This window comes from Candidatus Margulisiibacteriota bacterium (assembly GCA_028715625.1).
Classification (GTDB): Bacteria; Margulisbacteria; Riflemargulisbacteria; order GWF2-35-9; family GWF2-35-9; genus JAQURL01.
This window is the reverse complement of the sequence record JAQURL010000006.1, coordinates 17,751-36,424: the sequence shown is the minus strand read 5'-3', so window position 1 is coordinate 36,424 and position 18,674 is coordinate 17,751. Positions and strand designations below refer to the sequence as shown.

Annotated in this window: 19 protein-coding genes and 1 tRNA gene; 15 read left to right on the top strand and 5 right to left on the bottom strand. The window is 38.7% G+C overall.

Annotation, left to right across the window (positions count from 1 at the left end; all coding sequences use genetic code 11):
• The first annotated feature begins 145 nt into the window (after positions 1-145).
• The 9 genes from PHV30_01920 (at position 146) to PHV30_01880 (ending at position 8,286) form a co-directional block, all read left to right on the top strand.
• Positions 146-1,582 (top strand): methyl-accepting chemotaxis protein, encoded by a 1,437-nt coding sequence (locus PHV30_01920; protein MDD5455770.1) that lies wholly within the window; start codon positions 146-148, stop codon positions 1,580-1,582.
• Positions 1,583-1,612: 30 nt separating this feature from the next.
• Positions 1,613-2,263 (top strand): 7-cyano-7-deazaguanine synthase QueC, encoded by a 651-nt coding sequence (gene queC, locus PHV30_01915; GenBank protein ID MDD5455769.1) that lies wholly within the window; start codon positions 1,613-1,615, stop codon positions 2,261-2,263.
• Between the two features lie 233 nt (positions 2,264-2,496).
• The gene (gene cimA / locus PHV30_01910; protein ID MDD5455768.1) at positions 2,497-4,062 is read left to right on the top strand and encodes a citramalate synthase; all 1,566 of its coding nucleotides are present in this window, start codon (positions 2,497-2,499) and stop codon (positions 4,060-4,062) included.
• 27 nt (positions 4,063-4,089) lie between these two features.
• Entirely contained in the window at positions 4,090-5,388 is a 1,299-nt protein-coding gene (gene lysA / locus PHV30_01905; GenBank protein MDD5455767.1) for a diaminopimelate decarboxylase, read from the top strand.
• A complete protein-coding gene (gene cdaA / locus PHV30_01900) occupies positions 5,382-6,233 on the top strand; it encodes a diadenylate cyclase CdaA (GenBank protein ID MDD5455766.1) in 852 nt (283 codons plus the stop codon). Before lysA ends, cdaA begins: the two co-directional genes overlap by 7 nt.
• Positions 6,230-7,021 carry a 3-methyl-2-oxobutanoate hydroxymethyltransferase gene (gene panB / locus PHV30_01895; protein ID MDD5455765.1) on the top strand — a complete coding sequence of 264 codons (792 nt, stop codon included), beginning with the start codon at positions 6,230-6,232 and terminating at the stop codon, positions 7,019-7,021. The genes cdaA and panB overlap by 4 nt, the downstream gene beginning before the upstream one ends.
• Positions 7,022-7,123: 102 nt before the next feature.
• Positions 7,124-7,915 carry an endonuclease/exonuclease/phosphatase family protein gene (locus PHV30_01890; protein ID MDD5455764.1) on the top strand — a complete coding sequence of 264 codons (792 nt, stop codon included), beginning with the start codon at positions 7,124-7,126 and terminating at the stop codon, positions 7,913-7,915.
• Positions 7,912-8,124: an RNA-binding S4 domain-containing protein gene (locus PHV30_01885; protein MDD5455763.1), complete on the top strand. Its 213-nt coding sequence runs from the start codon at positions 7,912-7,914 to the stop codon at positions 8,122-8,124. Before PHV30_01890 ends, PHV30_01885 begins: the two co-directional genes overlap by 4 nt.
• Before the next feature lie 9 nt (positions 8,125-8,133).
• Positions 8,134-8,286 carry a hypothetical protein gene (locus tag PHV30_01880; protein MDD5455762.1) on the top strand — a complete coding sequence of 51 codons (153 nt, stop codon included), beginning with the start codon at positions 8,134-8,136 and terminating at the stop codon, positions 8,284-8,286.
• 167 nt (positions 8,287-8,453) lie between these two features.
• Here PHV30_01880 and PHV30_01875 read toward each other — a convergent pair whose 3' ends face one another.
• The 5 genes from PHV30_01875 to PHV30_01855 all read right to left on the bottom strand — a co-directional run bounded on the left by PHV30_01875 (position 8,454) and on the right by PHV30_01855 (position 12,182).
• Complete coding sequence (locus PHV30_01875; protein ID MDD5455761.1) at positions 8,454-9,464, bottom strand: rod shape-determining protein; 1,011 nt, start codon at positions 9,462-9,464, stop codon at positions 8,454-8,456.
• Between the two features lie 11 nt (positions 9,465-9,475).
• Positions 9,476-10,312 (bottom strand): SPOR domain-containing protein, encoded by an 837-nt coding sequence (locus tag PHV30_01870; protein ID MDD5455760.1) that lies wholly within the window; start codon positions 10,310-10,312, stop codon positions 9,476-9,478.
• A 45-nt stretch (positions 10,313-10,357) separates the two neighbouring features.
• Positions 10,358-10,448, bottom strand: a tRNA-Ser gene (locus PHV30_01865).
• Between the two features lie 87 nt (positions 10,449-10,535).
• Positions 10,536-11,501, bottom strand: a complete 966-nt coding sequence (locus PHV30_01860; protein ID MDD5455759.1) for a sugar phosphate nucleotidyltransferase — start codon at positions 11,499-11,501, stop codon at positions 10,536-10,538.
• Positions 11,502-11,615: 114 nt separating this feature from the next.
• Positions 11,616-12,182, bottom strand: a complete 567-nt coding sequence (locus PHV30_01855; GenBank protein MDD5455758.1) for a YbhB/YbcL family Raf kinase inhibitor-like protein — start codon at positions 12,180-12,182, stop codon at positions 11,616-11,618.
• A gap of 84 nt (positions 12,183-12,266) precedes the next feature.
• On the opposite strand from PHV30_01855, the gene PHV30_01850 reads away from it, so the two are divergent.
• The 6 genes from PHV30_01850 to PHV30_01825 all read left to right on the top strand — a co-directional run bounded on the left by PHV30_01850 (position 12,267) and on the right by PHV30_01825 (position 18,674).
• Entirely contained in the window at positions 12,267-13,418 is a 1,152-nt protein-coding gene (locus tag PHV30_01850) for an ankyrin repeat domain-containing protein (GenBank protein MDD5455757.1), read from the top strand.
• A gap of 90 nt (positions 13,419-13,508) precedes the next feature.
• Complete coding sequence (locus PHV30_01845) at positions 13,509-15,308, top strand: hypothetical protein (protein ID MDD5455756.1); 1,800 nt, start codon at positions 13,509-13,511, stop codon at positions 15,306-15,308.
• Positions 15,309-15,379: 71 nt separating this feature from the next.
• On the top strand, positions 15,380-16,354 hold the full coding sequence (locus PHV30_01840; GenBank protein MDD5455755.1) for a hypothetical protein: 975 nt from the start codon (positions 15,380-15,382) through the stop codon (positions 16,352-16,354).
• A gap of 6 nt (positions 16,355-16,360) precedes the next feature.
• On the top strand, positions 16,361-17,098 hold the full coding sequence (locus PHV30_01835) for an SET domain-containing protein-lysine N-methyltransferase (protein ID MDD5455754.1): 738 nt from the start codon (positions 16,361-16,363) through the stop codon (positions 17,096-17,098).
• A gap of 66 nt (positions 17,099-17,164) precedes the next feature.
• Entirely contained in the window at positions 17,165-18,058 is an 894-nt protein-coding gene (locus PHV30_01830; GenBank protein MDD5455753.1) for a nucleoside monophosphate kinase, read from the top strand.
• A 58-nt stretch (positions 18,059-18,116) separates the two neighbouring features.
• Positions 18,117-18,674 (top strand): TetR/AcrR family transcriptional regulator, encoded by a 558-nt coding sequence (locus PHV30_01825; GenBank protein MDD5455752.1) that lies wholly within the window; start codon positions 18,117-18,119, stop codon positions 18,672-18,674.

Here is an 18,674-nt window from a genome sequence, read left to right as displayed (position 1 = left end):
GACATAATTTAGTTGATAATTAGTCATTATCCAAAAAATTGTAACGAAATACCTGCAAAAAATGTGGTAAATTTACGTAATTATGTAGACAATTAATATATCCCGGAGCTATTATTTGATTATTACCTGATAAAGGGAGGCAATAATGCTTATACAATTGGGTTTAAAGAAAAAATTGTTGTTTACTTACCTAACCATAGGATTATTGTTCGTTTTCTTTATTATAGGCGCTTTGTCCACGATCAGTAAGGTTAAGGTAAATGGCCCTTTATATAAACAAATTGTACAGGGCAAAGACCTTATTGCTGATATTTTACCCCCTCCGGAATATATCATTGAATCTTATTTGGTAGTTTTACAAATTTATGTTGCGTTGGATAAAAATGAATTAGAATCATTAACTGAAAAATTAAAATCTTTAGAAAAAGATTATAATAACAGACTGTTGTTTTGGCAAAAAGATTTGGCTGATAGTGAAATAAAACGGTTAATTATTGGGGACGCCAGCACCTATGCAAAAAAATTCTATGCTTTGGTTGGCAATGAATATATACCTGCGGCACTCAAAGACGATCGTAAAGTTATGGAAAATTTACTTCCGCAAATTTACAGTATTTATTTACAGCAGCGACAAACAATCGATAAGGTTGTACAACTGGCTTCCGAAAGAAATATACAAGACGAAAAAGCAGCGAATATAATTATAAAAACCAGTAATGCATTCTTGTTTATATGCGCCGTTATCTCACTACTGTTAATTGGTATTAGCAGTTTATTACTGCCGGATATGATTGTTAAGCCGGTTATAAAAATTGTCCAACAGTTAGCAGAAACGGCAATGCATGTATCATCAGCGGCTAAACAGATCAATCAGGCAAGCCAAAAATTGGCAGAAGGAGCTACACAACAGGCTGCATCAGTTGAACAATCATCAACAATGATACAGGAAATTTCTAACGGGACAAAACGTACAGTTGAAAATGCTAATGCCACGGATTTTAAAATTGATTTATTAAAATCTGAAGCAATAAGCAGCACTCACTCTATGAGCAATATGTCTGAGTCTATGAAGCTTATTGACGAATCATCCAATCAAACAGCCAAAATATTAAAAACCATAGATGATATAGCTTTTCAGACCAATTTATTGGCATTGAACGCGGCGGTAGAAGCAGCCAGAGCCGGAGAGGCCGGTAAAGGATTTTCGGTGGTTGCTGAAGAGGTGAGAAATCTGGCACAGCGTAGTGCTGAAGCCGCAAAAAGCACTGCCAGTCTTCTGGAAAGTGCTAAAAAACATACAAAAAACGGTGTGCAGGTTGCAGATGATGTAGGAATAAAATTGAATAAAATCGTGGGAGGTGTGCAGGAGATAACAGAAACAATTAAAGAATTGGTAAAAGCTAATAATGATCAGTCCAATAGTATTAATCAGGTTGATGAATCTATTTTGGAGATAAGCAAGGTAACTCAGACAACATCTGCCAGTGCGGAAGAAACTGCCGCTACAGCGCAGGAGTTAAGCGCGCAGGCGGAACATTTGAATAACGCCATAAGTGAATTAAACCAGATAATTAATGGTTAGGAATTTATGATATAATCATCCTCGATGAATATCAACAAACATGCTGCGCTTATAATTCTTAGCGGTGGTCAGGATTCTACAACTGCTCTGTATTGGTCCAAAAAAAAGTTTAAACTTGTAAAAGCCGTTACCTTTGACTATGGACAGAGGCATAAGCGGGAGATAGGTTGCGCTCGAAAGATTGCCAAACTGGCTCAGGTGCAGCATAAAGTTATAAAAATAAATTTTTATAAAGATTTATCGTCAAATGCTCTGGTTACAGAAAACGCTATAAAAATAAATAAAAAGAATAACTTGCCCAGCACCTTTGTGCCCGGCAGGAACTTGATTTTTATAAATATTGCCGCGGCCTATGCTTACGAACAGGGCATACCCAACCTGGTACTGGGTGTTTCCCAGGTGGATTACAGCGGTTATCCGGATTGCCGTGAAGAGACTATAAAGAGCCAGCAGAAAACCATTTCTCTGGGCATGGAGTTCCCTTTTGTCATTCATACACCGCTCATTCATAAAACCAAAAAAGAAACTGTGGAACTGGCACGTGAATTAGGTATGTTGAAAATGCTCAAATTTACTCATACCTGTTATCTGGGAGGGAAAGCGCCCTGCGGCAAATGTCCGGCCTGCCTTTTGCGCGCCAAGGGATTTAAGGACGCGGGAATAAAAGACCCTCTGCTTTAATTGGTTGATACCATATCCCAATGTGTCACAAACTATTTGAAAATAAATAAATCTGTTAAAATTGTCATTCCCGTGAAAACGGGAATCCGGTATTTATAAGGTATACAGAAAGCTGGATCCTCTGGTCAAGCCAGAGGATGACATTTTAGGACAAACTTGTCCTGTGGTTACATTCTTAATTCTATATTTGCTAAGAGTATAAAAGCTTACTATAATAAGTAGAAATGACAAACATGATTAAAATTTTTGATACGACATTACGGGATGGTGAGCAGTCCGAGGGTATTTCTTTTACCCTGCAGGACAAACTGCGCATTACCAGACTGCTGGATGATTTTGGAATGGATTATATTGAAGGCGGCTGGCCTTTTTCCAATCCCAAAGCTATTGAATATTTTAAAGAGGTACGCAAATTAAAACTGAAACACTCAAAGATAATTGCTTTTGGCAGCACCAGAAGGGCCAAAAACAGCGCTGAAGAAGACGCCAACCTGAATGCTTTGATAGCGGCCAAACCTGATGGTGCTTGTATTTTCGGTAAAACCTGGGACTTTCATGTTACCGAAGCTTTGAAAATAAGCCTTGAGAAAAACCTGGAGCTCATCGAGGATTCTCTTGCCTATTTAAAGAAACATTTCCGGGAAGTTTTTTTTGACGCCGAACATTTTTTTGACGGCTACAAGCGCAATCCGCAGTATGCCATTAAGTGTTTACAAGCAGCAGCCAAAGGTGGTGCGGATGTTCTTGTGCTTTGCGATACCAATGGTGGCACTCTGGCTAACGATGTTGTCCGGATTATTAGAGAAGTTAAAACAAAAATTAAAACTCCGCTGGGTATTCACGCGCATAATGACGGAGACATGGCCGTGGCCAATTCTCTTCTGGCAGTCCATGAAGGTTGTATACAGGTACAGGGAACAATTAACGGTTATGGTGAACGCTGCGGTAATGCCAATCTCTGTTCTATTATTCCGGCGCTTGTTTTAAAAATGAAAGAAAAGACCTCTCAGGTCAAGAAAATGGATGAGCTCACATCTTTGTCTCGTCATGTCAGCGAGATAGTAAATATCGCGCCCAATTATCATCAACCCTATGTGGGACGTTCGGCGTTTTCACATAAAGGTGGAATTCATGTCAGCGCCATATTGAAAAATCCCGAAACTTATGAACATCTGGACCCGAAGCTTGTCGGTAATCAGCAGAGAGTTGTCGTGTCCGATCAGTCCGGTTTAAGTAACCTGGAATACAAGGCTAAAGAGTTTGGTATCAATATTGACCCCAAAAGTGATGAAATTAAGAAATTGCTGAATGATGTCAAAGAACTTGAACAAATGGGCTATCAGTTTGAAGAAGGAGAAGCTTCATTTGAGCTTATGCTGCGCAGGGCTACCAAAAAATATAAACCGTTTTTTAAATTGATGGGCTTTCGGATAATTAATGATCAACAAGGTGATGATACCTATGTAATTGAGGCGACAGTAAAGATTATGATTGACGGAGAAGTCGTACATACAGCCGGAGAAGGTAATGGTCCCGTTAGTGCCCTGGATCACGCGTTTAGAAAGGCTTTAAAAAGAAAATATCCGCAAATCGAAGATATGCATTTAACCGACTATAAGGTCAGAGTTTTAAATAGCAAGAAGGGTACCGATGCCAAAGTCAGAGTAATCGTTGAGTCTGCCGATGATCATGAAACCTGGCAAACAGTAGGTGTAAGCAGCAATATAATAGAAGCCAGCTGGAATGCCCTGGTAGACAGTGTCGAATATAAATTATTAAAAGAAACTGTAAAGAATTAAAATTCAAAGCATCTAAAAGGAAAAAGGATGAAACCGCTTACAGCCAAGATAAACAGCAAAGGCCATCTGGAGATAGGGAAAATTGATGCCCTGGACCTGGCGAAAAAGCATGGAACTCCGCTTTATGTAATGGACGTGGCCACGATCAAACAGATTGTTAAGGAATACCGTACACTTGAAAAATATTATCCTCACACCAGAATTGCTTTTGCCAGCAAGGCATTATCACTTACTGCTCTCTATCAATTGCTGGACAAGGAGGGGCTTTATTTCGATGTTATCTCGGATGGTGAAATTTTTACCCTGCTAAATGCCGGTGTTTCTCTGAAAAAAGCTTATTTTCATGGTAACAATAAAACCATGGCTGAAATTGAGCTGGCTCTGAAAAATGAGATAGGATGTATCGTCGTGGATAATTCTTCGGAACTGAAACGTATCAAAGACGCGTATACTAGACTGAAAATGAAAAATAAGATAAACATACTGTTCCGTGTCGTTCCGGAAATAGATGCTCATACTCACGAATTTATTCAAACCGGCAAGCGCGACACCAAGTTCGGTGTTTTGAAGGAACAACTTTTAGATATTCTGGACGAAGCCCTGAAACTGAAAATATTTAATTTTCAGGGATTGCACGCGCATATTGGTTCGCAGATTTTTGACTTTTATCCCTTTGAAGTTCTCATCGAAAGACTTTTCAATATGTGCATGCTGATTTATAAAGAAAAAAAGATTGTTTGTACGGATATCAGCATCGGCGGAGGTATGGGCATAAAATATACCCGGGAAGATGATCCGCCTGCAATAAATGAATTTATCGAAGCCATAGCCAGGAAGCTGAAAGCTGCCTTAAAAGAAAACAAATATCCATTGCAGCCCACGATTATTCTGGAACCAGGACGTTCAATAGTAGCTAATGCCGGTGTAACTCTGTATACTATAGGCGCAGTTAAGGAAATACCCGATATCAGAACATTCCTTACAATTGATGGCGGTATGGCCGATAATCCCAGACCGATTACCTATGGTGCCAAGTATGAAGCTGATCTTGCCGGTAAAATGAAAAAAGGCAAAAATAAAATTTATTCCATTGCCGGAAAATTTTGTGAGTCAGGAGATATTTTGATCAGAGATATTTCTTTGCCGTCAGCCGAGGCAGGTGATATTCTGGCAGTATACGCGACCGGCGCGTACAATTATTCGATGTCCAGCAATTATAATCGCTATAGAAAACCGGCTATGGTTTTTGTGGAAAACGGCAAGGATACTCTTGTCTTAAAAAGAGAGACTTTGCGGGATATCATAAGGAATGATGTGAAATGTTAGAAATATTATCAACGTTGCGCTGGCAGGACTTGGTTGATGTGACCATTATTTCTGTAGCCATCTATTATCTGTTTAAATGGACCAGTAACCATAAAGCCAAACAACTGCTTAATGGTGTATTTATTATTATGGTTTTTTATGCCATCAGCTATTTCCTTCAACTTTTTACCGTGAGCTGGCTGATGCAAAAGCTTACCACTATCGTTCTTCTGATATTCATCATTGTGTTTCAACCGGAGCTTAGACAGTTGCTGGAAAAACTGGGCCGAAGCACGCAATTGCGACAGTATTTTATGGATAAAAAAGAAAATGAGGATATGTTGACTATTCAGATGGTACAAAACCTGGTCAAAGTTATCGAATATTTTTCCGAAAACAGGATTGGTTCCATAATCGTTATTGAGCAGATAAATGACCTCGAGCATATCAAAGACACCGGGATTGAATTGAAAGCCGAATTTTCCGCGGAATTGCTGGTCAGTATTTTTTACGGCCGCAATCCTTTACATGACGGTGCTGTAATTATTCAGGGCAATACTATTGTTTCGGCCAGCTGTTTGCTGCCGCTTACACAGAGCAAGCTCAAGGACCGTACCATAGGTACCAGACACAGGGCTGCCCTTGGTCTGGCTGAAATTACCGATGCTATCGTACTGGTTACTTCCGAAGAAACCGGAATAATTTCTATGGCCATAAACGGAAAACTTTATCGTCGTTTATCCAGGAAAAAATTGCAGGAGCATCTGTTAGTGTTGCTTCAGTTAGATGAGCAGGAAGGCAAAAAGCCCGATAGTTTTTTTAACAATGTTGCTGATGTTCTTAAAGACCTGCTGGCTGAAAAATGATAACCATCAAATATTTGCAGAACAAAAAAGCTGAAGGTGAAAAATTTGCCGCTCTCACAGCATATGATTATTTAACTGCCAGGGTAATTGATGAAGCCGGCGTAGAACTGATTTTGGTTGGAGATACGCTGGGCGTGGTTGTTTATGGCTATGAGTCCACAGTTTACGTAACCATGGATGACATGGTTCGTCACACTAAGGCTGTAGCTAATGGTATAAAAAACTCGCTTCTGATTTCTGATATGCCGTTTATGTCCTATCATACTTCCTTGAAAGACACTTTAATAAACGCCGGCCTTTTGATTAAAGCCGGAGCAAAAGGTGTTAAAGCAGAAGGCGCCACTCCATTTGTGCTCAAGTCAATCAGCCGGATGGTAGAGGCTGGCATTCTTGTAATCGGCCATATTGGCTTTACTCCGCAGCAGATTAATCGTATCGGAGGCAATATTATTCAGGGTAAAAGCAAGGACATGGCTGAAAAGTTAAAGGAAGATGCGCTTAAACTGCAGGACGCCGGAGTGGGGGCACTTGTACTGGAGCTTATACCGGAATCGCTGGGCAAGGAAATTACCTCAAATTTGACAATACCTACAATCGGTATCGGGGCAGGGCGGTATTGCGATGGACAGATACTTGTTACGCACGATCTGCTGGGCCTTTATACAGATTTTACCCCCAAATTTTTAAAACGTTATGCTAACCTTAATACCACTATAAAAAATGCCGTTGCCGTTTATAGAAAAGATGTACTTTCCGGCAAATTCCCTACTAAAGACAATATTTATTAAATTCTGCTTTTGTGTAAATAAATTTTTAAATATCACATATTCAACATATGCAAAATTACTGTAAAAATGGGATAATATTGTCTGAATTCAAGAATACGCAAAATGACAAAAAAATACAGTTTTTTACTTTACAATATTCGTTATGGAGCAGGAAGAGGTTGGAGATTTAACCTGCCTTTACCTTTAAGCGGATATTTGAAAAATACAACCAGAAATATTTCCCATATTACCAAATTTATTAAGAGTGTAGACCCTGATATTGTCGGTTTGATAGAAGTCGATCGAGGTTCCTTTAGAACTAATAAACAAAACCAGGCGCAGGATATCGCCAAAGCCCTTGGCTATCATCCCAGTTTCAATTCCAAATACGGAGGGTCTTCTCTGGCCCATAAAATTCCGATTATGAATATGCAGGGTAACGCAGTTCTTACCAGGCCGGATATAAAAAATAAGAGGATACATTATTTTAAAAAAGGTGTGAAAAGGATGGCAATAGAACTGGAACTGGAAGATTTTAATATTTTTTTAATACATCTTTCTCTCACTTACCGAAGTAGGCAATGGCAGCTTAGTGATTTATACAAACTCATTAAAAAAGTTGACAAGCCCGTAATTGTGGCCGGTGATTTCAATATTTTTTGGGGAGAACATGAAATTGAGCTATTTATGGCAGCAACCGGTTTATCGAGCATGAATAAAGACAATGTTCCATCCTTTCCCAGCAAAAAGCCCAAGAGGCAACTGGATTTTATTTTACATAGCCCGGATATTAAGGTTCTGGATTTTAAGGTTCTTGATGGTATTACTTTTTCCGATCATTTACCGGTTAGTTGTAAGTTTTCGGTCAAGGATAGGCAAAAACATTTGGAATCTGATCAGAAGCAGGAGAAATGAATATAATAAAATATACAATTAGCGGTGATTATATAGAATTGTGCCAGTTACTGAAAGTGACCGGGCTTTGTGGTTCCGGCGGTCAGGCAAAACAGGCTATCTCCGAGCTTTTAGTGAAAGTGGACAATAAAATAGAAATCAGAAAAAAATGTAAGGTAAGCAGAGGTCAAAAGGTTACTTATGATAATCAGACCGTTCTTGTTGAATAGTACAATGAAATGATAGTTTCAATAGTAGATATATTTTATAAGGGATTTATTTATCTGGTTTTATTTCTGCTTATTGCCGGCTTGGCGTCTTTGCCTTTGATATTTTTTGCCTGGCTCAGTAAGAAGATTAGTAATACTACGCCTGACAAAGCTGGAAAATAAATAATATGTCGTTCCGAGCCCACTAGGATCGCTTATATACTAATTCATGCTTCGTCAGGTTCAGCATGACAAATGTGCATAGTGTCAATGTCACACTGAGCTTGGCGAAGTGTGATTATATAGCTTAGCAACATTTCAACTGAATTTGTTAGCCTTATTAAGGTTTTCTACTGAAAGAGTATCTTGTTGATATGCTTGTCCAGGTCCTGCATCACTTTGCCCGTGCCGTAAGCCACGCTGGACAAAGGATCGTCTACAATATTGGTTTTGACGCCTGTTTCTTCGGTGATAAATTTATCCAGACCGAACAAAAGAGAACCGCCGCCAGTAAGAAATATCCCTTTTTGCAAAATATCCGAAGATAGTTCCGGCGGTGTTTGTTCCAGTGCCAGTTTTATGGTTTGAACAATTGTGTTGACCGGTTCCAGCAGACAGTGCCGTATTTCAGCGGCGGATAAGGTAAAGGTTTTCGGCAGACCGCTGATCAGGTCTCTGCCTTTAATTTCTACTTCTTTTTCTTCAGGTTTCGGATAAGCTGAACCTATCTGAATTTTGATGGCTTCAGCCGTTCGTTCGCCGATTAATAGATTGTAATTGGTGCGGCAATGGTTCACAATGGCCTCATCCATTTCGTCCCCGGCCACGCGAATAGATTTGGAAACTACTATTCCACCCAGCGATATTACAGCTACTTCAGTTGTACCGCCACCGATATCCACAATCATGTGTCCGTTAGGTTCATTTATAGGCAGTCCGGCTCCAATAGCCGCGGCCATCGGTTCTTCTATAAGAAATACTTCCTTGGAACCGGCCTGCAGACCGGCCTCGATAACCGCACGGCGTTCCACGTTGGTGATGCCGGAAGGGACGCCGATAATTACCCTGGGTTTCATAAAATAATGCTTGGGATATACTTTTTTGATAAAAGTTCTGATCATTTGTTCGGAAATTTCAAAGTCTACAATAACTCCGTCACGTAATGGTCTGATAGCGATGATATTTCCCGGAGTACGACCCACCATAAGTTTGGCTTCGTTTCCAATAGCCATGAATTGTCTTGTGTTTTTGTCGATAGCCACAACAGAAGGTTCGCGCAGAACAATACCGCGATCTTTTACATAAACAACGATATTTGCTGTGCCTAAGTCTATGCCGATGTCTTTTCTGAATTTGCTGATTATTTTATTTATCATTTTGTATAGGGTAGCGAAAAGCTTTCGAATCCTTTGCTTTTTAGCAGTGCTATATGCTTTTTGACATCCGATAAATTATTGTAAACACCAGCGATAACACGAATATAATTCATGTTATTTTTAGTAATAGTCATTACTTCCGGACTGTAGTTTAGTTTTTTTAAGGCTTCAATCAAGATATCAGCGTTTTTTTGATTTATGAATGTACCGGCGATAACCATGTACTTTTCAGTTGCAACTGTTTCTTTTTTGGGAGCTTCTTTAATGGGCTCGGTTTTGGCCACTTCTTGTTTTTTCACTTCGGTCTTGGGTTCTTCTTTCGGAGTTTCGCTGACAGAATTAACAGCTGGTTCTTTGATTTCCACTTTTTTAAGAATTGCTTTTTTGGCTTCTTTTTTGGGAACTTCCTTAACCGGTTCTGGTTTTACGGCAGTTTCAGCTTTTTCTTCTTTGGGTTCTGCTTTTTTATCTTCAATTTTTGGTTCCTCTGCTTTTACCTGGATTATATTCTGTGTAGGAATTGCGGTCTCATTTATTTCTGTATTCTGGGATTCCAGAGATTTCAAATTAATACGGTTCGCCGGCGCGTTTTCAGACAAAAAGAGCATTTTGCCGATAGTAAAACTGGCGAAAAAGACAATGATGCTGATAATGATAACAATAAAACCGAAGGAAATCTTTTTAAAGAAAGCAAAAAATATATTATCTTTTTCTTTTAAAATATCACCCAGGCCTACTTCTTTGTCCAGATCGTCAAAGCTGTATTCCTCAGCTTTTTCTTCTTTTTCATTCTTATCTTCAGGATCATTTTTTTCTACCTGAGATTTCGCCATGAATTGCTCCTTTCTAAAACATGCCAATTTCACCTAGAGACTAGCTGGCGGAGAGTGAGGGATTCGAACCCCCGGTACCCTCAACAGGCACAACTGTTTTCAAGACAGCCGCCATCAACCGCTCGGCCAACTCTCCTAATCTTTAACATCAAATTACTTATTAAGTAACTGTGATCAGTTTCAAGATACAAAAAACCAAGACATATTACATTGTACAGGCAATTTATTCTTTTTTAAAGTACGGTGCTACAACTTCTCCTGCCTTTGATACATAGTCATTCAAGTAGCAGAAACTATGGATATGGCTATTTTCTTTAATAACGCTTTTCCCTTTAATTGTTACAAAAGGTTCGATGATAACATCTTTTTCAATGATTACGTCCGGTTCTATAAAGGTATTTTTCGGAGAAAGGATAGTTACTCCGTTTTGCAGATGTTTTTTGATGGTTGTTTTGTAAATATACCCGGCAATACAGGCCATGTCTTCTCTGGAATTGATACCTCTGAGCATTTCTTCATTATTATAAAGATAGGGCAGGATATTGCGCTTTTTCTTGCCGGCTATTTTTATAATATCGGTCAAATAATATTCATTTTGTTTGTTATTGGGAGTAACTTGTTGTAGCAGATCAAACAACAAGTTGGTCTCAACCAGATAAATCCCGGAATTGATTTCACAAATATTCTTTTCGGTAGCTGTCGCGTCTTTTTCTTCGACTATTTTCAGTAAGGTGTTTTCGCTTCTGTCTCTGATAATGCGCCCGTATCCATGGGGATTGTTAATGTTTGTGGTCAGGACCGAAATATCTGCTTTATGGTTTTTATGAAAGTTGTAAAATTCTGTGATCAGTTCACTGTTAATCAGCGGTACATCGCCGGCTAAAATCAGAGTAGGTTGTTCCGTGTTTTTTAGCACGGGTTTAACCTGCATAACAGCGTGTCCTGTGCCCAGTTGTTCTTTTTGATAGACAAAATTTATTTTCTTAAATTTTTTTTTAACAACCTTTTTTACTTGCTCAGCCTGATGGCCGACTATTATATAAGTATCTTCGGGTATCAGGATATCTTCCAGATTATCAAGCAGATGCATGATCACAGGTTTATTGATAAGCCGAACAATTACTTTGCTGCTTTGTGTTTTTAGCCTTTTACCAATACCTGCGGCCAAAATTACTGTATTTAGTTTCATATGCGAATATGATACTAAAGACTGTTAAATAGCGCAAGCCGGCAAGTGATTATCTCCTGTAGCAGGCTTATTTCTTAATAATTTCTTCAACTGTTTTCACTACTTTTTTAATTTTTATTCCTTCAGCCGTTTATATTTGCCCATTAACTGACCTGTAGCCAGAATATGCGAATTCATCAGTTTTAATAAATCGTCTTTGGTCAAATCCGAATTAGTCTCGAAAACAGTATCAAGCGCGTAAAATTTAAAGAAATAGCGGTGAATTCCGTTAGGCGGGCACGGAGCTTTGTAGCCGATGCTTTTTGCTCCGTTAAGGCCCTGTCTGCCTCCGTTAGGGAGTTCTTTTGCCTGGATTATTCCTTCGGGCAGCGTCATCTGGTCAGCTGGAATATTATAAATTACCCAGTGCACAAAGGTGCCCCTGGTTGTGTCCGGATCGTCCATTATCAGGGCGACACTTTTAGTGTTTTTTGGCAGGTTCTTCCAAATCAGTTGAGGAGATATGTCTGTTTTATTATCACAGGTATATTTCGCGGGTATCATTTCCCCATTTTTAAAGGCCGGGCTGGTTAATGGTATATTATTTAAATTTGTTACAGAATTTTTTTGATAAGTGTTATTTTGCTGGGCAACTGATAAAGAAGCGAGAAGCAACAATCCGATACTCATATATTTAATCATGTTATAACCTCCATTTTTCATAGCATAACTTAAAAACTCAAACTTTTACACTTTTTATTCCAGAAGTTAATGATTTAATTCCCTATGGTTATATTACGGTTTAATAAAGGAGTAAACCGGGAATACATTATAGGTATGAATGATGCGGACAACAAACAGGATTTATCTCAGCTGATAAAAGTTATCAAGTGTGGTAACGGACTTATGGCCGTAGATTATATAAAAAATTATACAGGCAATATTAATGGCAAAGATAAACAGGGCTGGACACCGTTGTTGCATGCGGTTTTCGAATGCAATAAAGGTATTGTGGAACAACTTATAAAAAAAGGAGCGGACATTCATATCCGTGAGCCGTACGGTTGGACTCCTTTGCTTTTAGCTTCATGGCTGGGACATAAAAAGATAGTTCAGATTTTACTTAAAGAAAAAGCTGAGATTAACAGTGTTGATCCGTTTCAAAGGTCAGCAATAATGCTGGCCGCGAAAAGAGGGTATAAAGGCGTAGTCAAATATTTAATGAGCAAAAAAGCCGATATCTCTGCATCAGACCAGTACGGTCGTAATTTGTTGATATTCGCGGCCTGGGGCGGCAGCCGGAAACTTTTGGAACATCTTTTTCAGAGAACCGGTTTTGATATTAATACTCAGGACCAGTTGGGCTGGTCAGCACTGATGTATGCTGTAAGCGCCAATAACAAGGCTGCTGTTAGCCTGCTGCTAAAAAAAGGAGCAGATGTGCGGGTTATAAATAAGATGGGATGGGACCTTTTGATGGTCGGGATTACCAGGTCCGGCCAAGGTATACTCAGTATGTTGATAAAACAGGGGTTAAATATAAATTCCATGCAGAAAAACAAGGGGATTACACCACTGGTGTTAGCAATAGCTGACGATAAAATAGATAGAGTAAAATTTCTAATCGATCAGGGCGCTGATGTAAATCTGTCTACTGAGCCTGAAGGTTTTTCACCGTTAATGCTGTCGATTGCCGAAAACAAGCTGAGTATAGCCAGATTACTAATAAGCAGGGGTGCTGACGTCAATGCTTTGACCAAAAAAAATAAAGCCACTCCGTTAATGGTGGCAGTAGAAAAAGGCAATATACGGATAATCAAATTGCTTTTAAGTAAAGGTGCGGACAAGACTGTTAAGAATTCTCTGGGCATGACAGCTCTGATGTTCGCGGCGTTAAAGGGCAGCAGAAAAATCTTCAAGTTGCTGGCATCTGAATAATCATTTATTAATTCTTTTTTTTTGCAATTTTTTTACATTTTATCCGATAAAGGAGTTGGATCAAAAAACCTCTTGCGGAAAGGTATGGTTATGCAAAAAAAGTTGGTTTCAATTCCCTCAATCGGATTAAAAGCCGCTGATTTGGAATGTTATAGTGATCAGTTCCTTTTGGCCGGATTCACATTGCCTGAAACTGTTGCCAACATAGATGTCCGATATTTTAATGATTTTTTGCAAATGAATCTTTCTGAAGAGTTTGATGACGTTGCAGAGCTTTTGGATGCAGGGACTTCAAATGAATGTCCAGACAATTTATGGGAGCATAATATTCAGCTTCTGAAAAAAATGGAGAATAACAAGCCTTATTATTTGCGTTCTTCTGCTCTGGGCGAAAGAGGCGGTACAGGGATATATGTATCTATGATATTTATTCCTTTCGGTGATATGGAAACAGACCTGTATACTCTTTGGGAGAAGCAGTGTGAAATTTATTTAAGCGAATTTACACCGCAGGCTATTGCCTACAGAAAAAAGTTTAATGCACCTTCGGGCATGGCAATATTAATCCAGCCGGTTGTAGGCAAAAGCAATTGGGAATACTTCGCTCCGGCTTATACTATAAGCGGATATACAAGTTATAACGGATGTCCTTTGATCAGAATAGGGCAGGGCCTGGCTGATGTAGTCAATAAACCTGCTATTGTATTTACAAAAAAAGATGAAGCAATTTCTTCTTGTATCGATAAGGGATTTGATTTAGCTACTGACTGGTTGTTGGATTTGGAAACAGGCAAAGTTTCCGATGGCAAATATGAACGTAAAATGTCGGAATATCAAGCAATCGCGGAAAAACTTTTTTATATGCTGGAAAAAATCTCAGGATCATATTATTTTGAGGCAGCTATCCCGGAGGAGGGTGCGGCCCCGGCCTTGCTTCAGGTTGCTCCCTATACAGAAAAGAAAATTGAAGCCTGGACAATTAATCTGGCTGCAGCCAAACTTTTATGGCAGGGGACAGATAAACTCGGTTATGGAATAAAAGAAGGCCGGGGCATAATTGTGATTAACAATTTTTTTGAGGAATCCGCTGATGAACTGGAACAATTGAATAATCAGATGTCAGGTCACATGGTAGTTGTTCCGCAAAGAGCATTGTCTACTTTGCCGGGTTCGTTAGGCGGTGTTTCTTTAAATTTTCAACATATCAGCAATGCCGGCATTCTGGTAGAAATGCAGTACAAATCAAAAATAGTCATTCCTGCAGACATGAAATATTATCAGCCGACCATAGATCACAGCGACAATAGAGGCGGAACGCACGTGCAGCAGCTTCTGGGCAGAAGTGATATTTTATTTTTAGGGGTTGAGAACCCGTCTTTGAAATTATTGAAGGATATGCCTAAAGTAAAAAATAGCCGGAATTATTTTGTTATAGATGTTCCCTGGGCCATGGAAAATCCTCAGGGCAATGAACCTGGCAAAATATATATCACCGGTGATGCCAAAAAAATGGCTTTCAGACCGGGATATATTAATAAAGTTCTTGTTGAAATGATGGATATTCAATTTTGGTTACTTCAGGCTAGAGAAGTTTATGGTGCTGATTACCTTGATACACCGTTGGAAAAAGCCTCTCTAATCATGGAAGAAATATTGCAGAAGATTGTTGCGACAGGTACAAAAGAGTTGTTTAATTTTGATCCTTATTATATTGATACGACTCATTATGACCAAAAAGCTGTATTGCAAGCCATAGAAGTTATTCTCGATAATACCGGGATGATTTTGGGGCTTTCCAGAATGTTTCAGGAACATCCCAGACATGAAATTGATGATTATTATTTCTATAAATATCTGAACAAGCTTAAAGATCATTTGATCCAAATTTAAATGAAGACTGGCTGATTTCTTTCCATGCAATAAACGTGGAATTCTCACGATAATTATACATGAGCGGTATTATGCAGAAAAAGGTTATTAGTATCACAGCCAGATTTGAATCTCACATCAATATTGATGTCGAGCATATTCGTGAAAATTTAATTATTCTCTGCAAATCGTCAGGCATCGATTATGACCGGCAGTTTGATGCTTTTGTTGAGAATGGTCAGTACATTGTGCCCTGGATGGCGGCGGAAGGAAAGTTTAATGTTAAACCCGGCGATAAATTCCATAGTAGTATTTTCAATTATGGTTTGAGGTTTGCCGATTGTTTCAAGGAAAAAGGAAAATTCCGATATGGTGCCGGAAAACCTTTCCTTTTTGAATACTTTGACAGTTTCTGGCATTACAAGTGCCTGCAGCCGACTGTTTATATGAATATGGGAATATTAAATGGAGAACATTTCAAGGCGCCTCTGGCGGTTTATGAGTATAGAGGAAATCTGGTTTTTATTCAGCAGGCATCATTTCAGATTGTACCGGCTCAAACTCAACCTGACATAGGCAACGGAATTGTAAGTATTTACAGAGGAGTGGGCAATGCGCGGAGAGTTAAACTGTTAAAGAGTCAAAATGCTTCAGCTGCAGAATTAAAAAAGGTCAGATTGCTGAATAATCTGGAATGGTTTTATACGTTTTTTAATTCCAAAATCGCTTTTTTGGCGATGCACAGCTATGTAACACGTTCAGAAGTATCGCACATAAATATGATGCGTTTTGCGGTCAGGAACGGATTGCATTATTTCCAGCTTAAACACACGGATAAAGAATTTATGGAAAAAGCATATAATTTATTTTCCGTACTCAGGAATTCTTACACCCTGGATAAAGATTATAACGCCAGCCGCAAGTTCGGCCCAAATTATCTGTCATTCAGAACGCCGGCATCTAACATTGCCCTGACCTCATTTTTCGCAGGTGAATTTGAGGTAAACGTAATTGATAATGATCTTCTAGATATTATAGATACACATGGTTGTGAAATTATAGAATAAACTTTTATGCGAAAAAAAATTATCAGTACTAACCAATTAACCTCAGTCCTCACGCCTGATATTTTGGTAAAATTTCCAGGCACTTCAAATCTTAGCAAGTTGTCGCCTGCGGATTTTGAAATGATGTTCGGAGTCAAATATCAGCCGGAGTTATTAATAGAGCCTGCAGCCAGAGCTTATATCTCCAAGGAAGCCAAAATATATGAAAAACTTAACACCAACCTGAATTTGTTGGAAAAGTTCGGCAAGCAATTGGATGAGGGTTATATCGGCCCGGTTTATTTGTCCCGGACCAAAAATATGGGCTGGGGTTTGTTTGCTTCTGAAATAATTAATTCCGGAGAGCTGATCGGCGAATATACCGGCCTGGTGAGAGAGCAAAGAAAGGAAGATAACCTAAACCGTTATTTGCTTGATTATCATCCGCTTGACCACGAGTGTCTGGCGCAAAAAAAGGACTGTCCGCTGAATAATTACAGTATCGATGCCCAGAATGTTGGGAATTATCTGCGTTTTCTTAATCATTCTTCCAAAAATGCAAATGCGGGATATTTTTATGTCAGTTATAAAGAAGCGTTTCATGTAATATTCGTGGCTTCACGCAAGATTAGAAAAAACGAACAGATTTTTTTCAATTATGGCTTTATGTATTGGGCTTCTCTAAGATCGTTGGGCATAGTGCCTGTGGAAAGAGGTGTCAAAAACAAAGTTTCCAGGGCTCTCTCTTCGTTAGGCTTTTATTAAATTATTGGGATTTTTTTAGTTTTTGTTCGAAATATTATTATAAGTAATTATCTTCGGGGGAAGAAAATGAAATATAAAGTAATCAGTACGGGGAAAAATGAATCCGTTAAATTTCGCGAAACTTCTTCAATAAATAAAGTTGGCATATACTCAAAGGATATTAAAACAGCAAGGATAATAATGCTGGGGCTTTCCGGTAGCGGCAAGTCAAAACAGGCAGCTAAGCTCGCGTCTTATCTTGGCATGTCTAAAACGGAAATAATTTCCAGCGGTCAGATTCTAAGAGATTTAATTAAAAGTTCAGCAACCAGATCAGGATTGGAAAGGTTAGAAGCCGTCGGGATTAATTGGTGGAAAAAGATAGAAGATGAAACATTATTGGCTGAAGACAGATCAAAACAATATATTAATGAAACCAGTAAAGTTATAGATGACCCTTTTACCGGCAGTACAGTTTTGGATTGGTTCAGATATTCGGTAAATCATGGAAAGTTATTGCCTGATTTATGGGTGCAAAATATAATTCATGACGCTATAACCAGAACAGGCCATGAGCGGTTCATTCTGGACGGATATCCTCGTACACTGGGTTCGGCAATAGGTTTAAGTGAATATTTAAAATCAAAAAATTCAGAGATCGATCATGTTTTTATTCTGCAAATATCGGATGCAGAGGCGCTCAGGAGGTTGCTTTACAGAGGAAGAGAAGATGATACTGCGTCTGTAATAGGGTCTAGGATTAATTTTTATCATAAACAGGTTGTTCCGGCTATAGATTATTTTGTAAAAACTCTGGGATCAGCGAAAGTGAAATTTATTGAGAGTGACAAAGTCGAGCTGGATGGGGATAAAGAAAAAGTAAAAAATGACATCAAAGATTCTGAAAACAGAACCTTTGAAAAAATAAAAAAAGAATATGATAAACAGCCTGAACCGGTTGATCTCGACATTGCTGCATAATTAGGAATATTCCATTTTCTTGATACATAACGGTTTTCTGCTATAATGAACACTGTTCATGCCTAAAATTATCAATAATTTACACGATGAAATTTTGCGCAAGGCTTTGAAACATTTGAGATCAAAGGGTTGCGAACATTTCAGTTTGCGTGATATAGCCAAATTCTGCAAAATAGGGTTGGGTACTATATACAATTATTTCCCTAATAAACAGGCACTGTTAACTTCCCTGATGCATCAGTATTGGGTTGATTTTGATAATGAGTTTAATAATACTGAGGTATCACAAAAAAATATTTATGAAAAACTGCGTATTATCTATAAAAATATTGAACATTTTACAGATATTTTCCATGATATTTGGCTAAATTCCATGGACCTTCTGGAAAATGAGCGAAAGTGCCTTAAAGGTCATGCTGCCGTTAACATGATGGGTAACAAAATTTCAGATCTTCTGGAAAAGGCAGAGATACAAAAACAGATAAAAATTCCCGAAAAAGCCACAACAGCTGTGTTGGCCAAATTCATCCTTTCAAATTTTATGGTTATGGCGCACGTGAAAATACTTGAATATGAACAGTTTGAAACAATCCTGAAGACCATCCTGAATAAATAG

What these genes read in the sequence shown, in the direction of transcription:
- PHV30_01920 (MDD5455770.1), top strand. Translation starts at nt 146, where the DNA reads ATGCTTATACAATTGGGTTTAAAGAAAAAATTGTTGTTTACTTACCTA.
- cimA (MDD5455768.1), top strand. Translation starts at nt 2,497, where the DNA reads ATGATTAAAATTTTTGATACGACATTACGGGATGGTGAGCAGTCCGAG.
- lysA (MDD5455767.1), top strand. Translation starts at nt 4,090, where the DNA reads ATGAAACCGCTTACAGCCAAGATAAACAGCAAAGGCCATCTGGAGATA.
- cdaA (MDD5455766.1), top strand. Translation starts at nt 5,382, where the DNA reads ATGTTAGAAATATTATCAACGTTGCGCTGGCAGGACTTGGTTGATGTG.
- panB (MDD5455765.1), top strand. Translation starts at nt 6,230, where the DNA reads ATGATAACCATCAAATATTTGCAGAACAAAAAAGCTGAAGGTGAAAAA.
- PHV30_01890 (MDD5455764.1), top strand. Translation starts at nt 7,124, where the DNA reads ATGACAAAAAAATACAGTTTTTTACTTTACAATATTCGTTATGGAGCA.
- PHV30_01885 (MDD5455763.1), top strand. Translation starts at nt 7,912, where the DNA reads ATGAATATAATAAAATATACAATTAGCGGTGATTATATAGAATTGTGC.
- PHV30_01880 (MDD5455762.1), top strand. Translation starts at nt 8,134, where the DNA reads ATGATAGTTTCAATAGTAGATATATTTTATAAGGGATTTATTTATCTG.
- PHV30_01870 (MDD5455760.1), bottom strand. Translation starts at nt 10,312, where the DNA reads ATGGCGAAATCTCAGGTAGAAAAAAATGATCCTGAAGATAAGAATGAA.
- PHV30_01860 (MDD5455759.1), bottom strand. Translation starts at nt 11,501, where the DNA reads ATGAAACTAAATACAGTAATTTTGGCCGCAGGTATTGGTAAAAGGCTA.
- PHV30_01855 (MDD5455758.1), bottom strand. Translation starts at nt 12,182, where the DNA reads ATGATTAAATATATGAGTATCGGATTGTTGCTTCTCGCTTCTTTATCA.
- PHV30_01850 (MDD5455757.1), top strand. Translation starts at nt 12,267, where the DNA reads ATGGTTATATTACGGTTTAATAAAGGAGTAAACCGGGAATACATTATA.
- PHV30_01845 (MDD5455756.1), top strand. Translation starts at nt 13,509, where the DNA reads ATGCAAAAAAAGTTGGTTTCAATTCCCTCAATCGGATTAAAAGCCGCT.
- PHV30_01840 (MDD5455755.1), top strand. Translation starts at nt 15,380, where the DNA reads ATGCAGAAAAAGGTTATTAGTATCACAGCCAGATTTGAATCTCACATC.
- PHV30_01835 (MDD5455754.1), top strand. Translation starts at nt 16,361, where the DNA reads ATGCGAAAAAAAATTATCAGTACTAACCAATTAACCTCAGTCCTCACG.
- PHV30_01830 (MDD5455753.1), top strand. Translation starts at nt 17,165, where the DNA reads ATGAAATATAAAGTAATCAGTACGGGGAAAAATGAATCCGTTAAATTT.
- PHV30_01825 (MDD5455752.1), top strand. Translation starts at nt 18,117, where the DNA reads ATGCCTAAAATTATCAATAATTTACACGATGAAATTTTGCGCAAGGCT.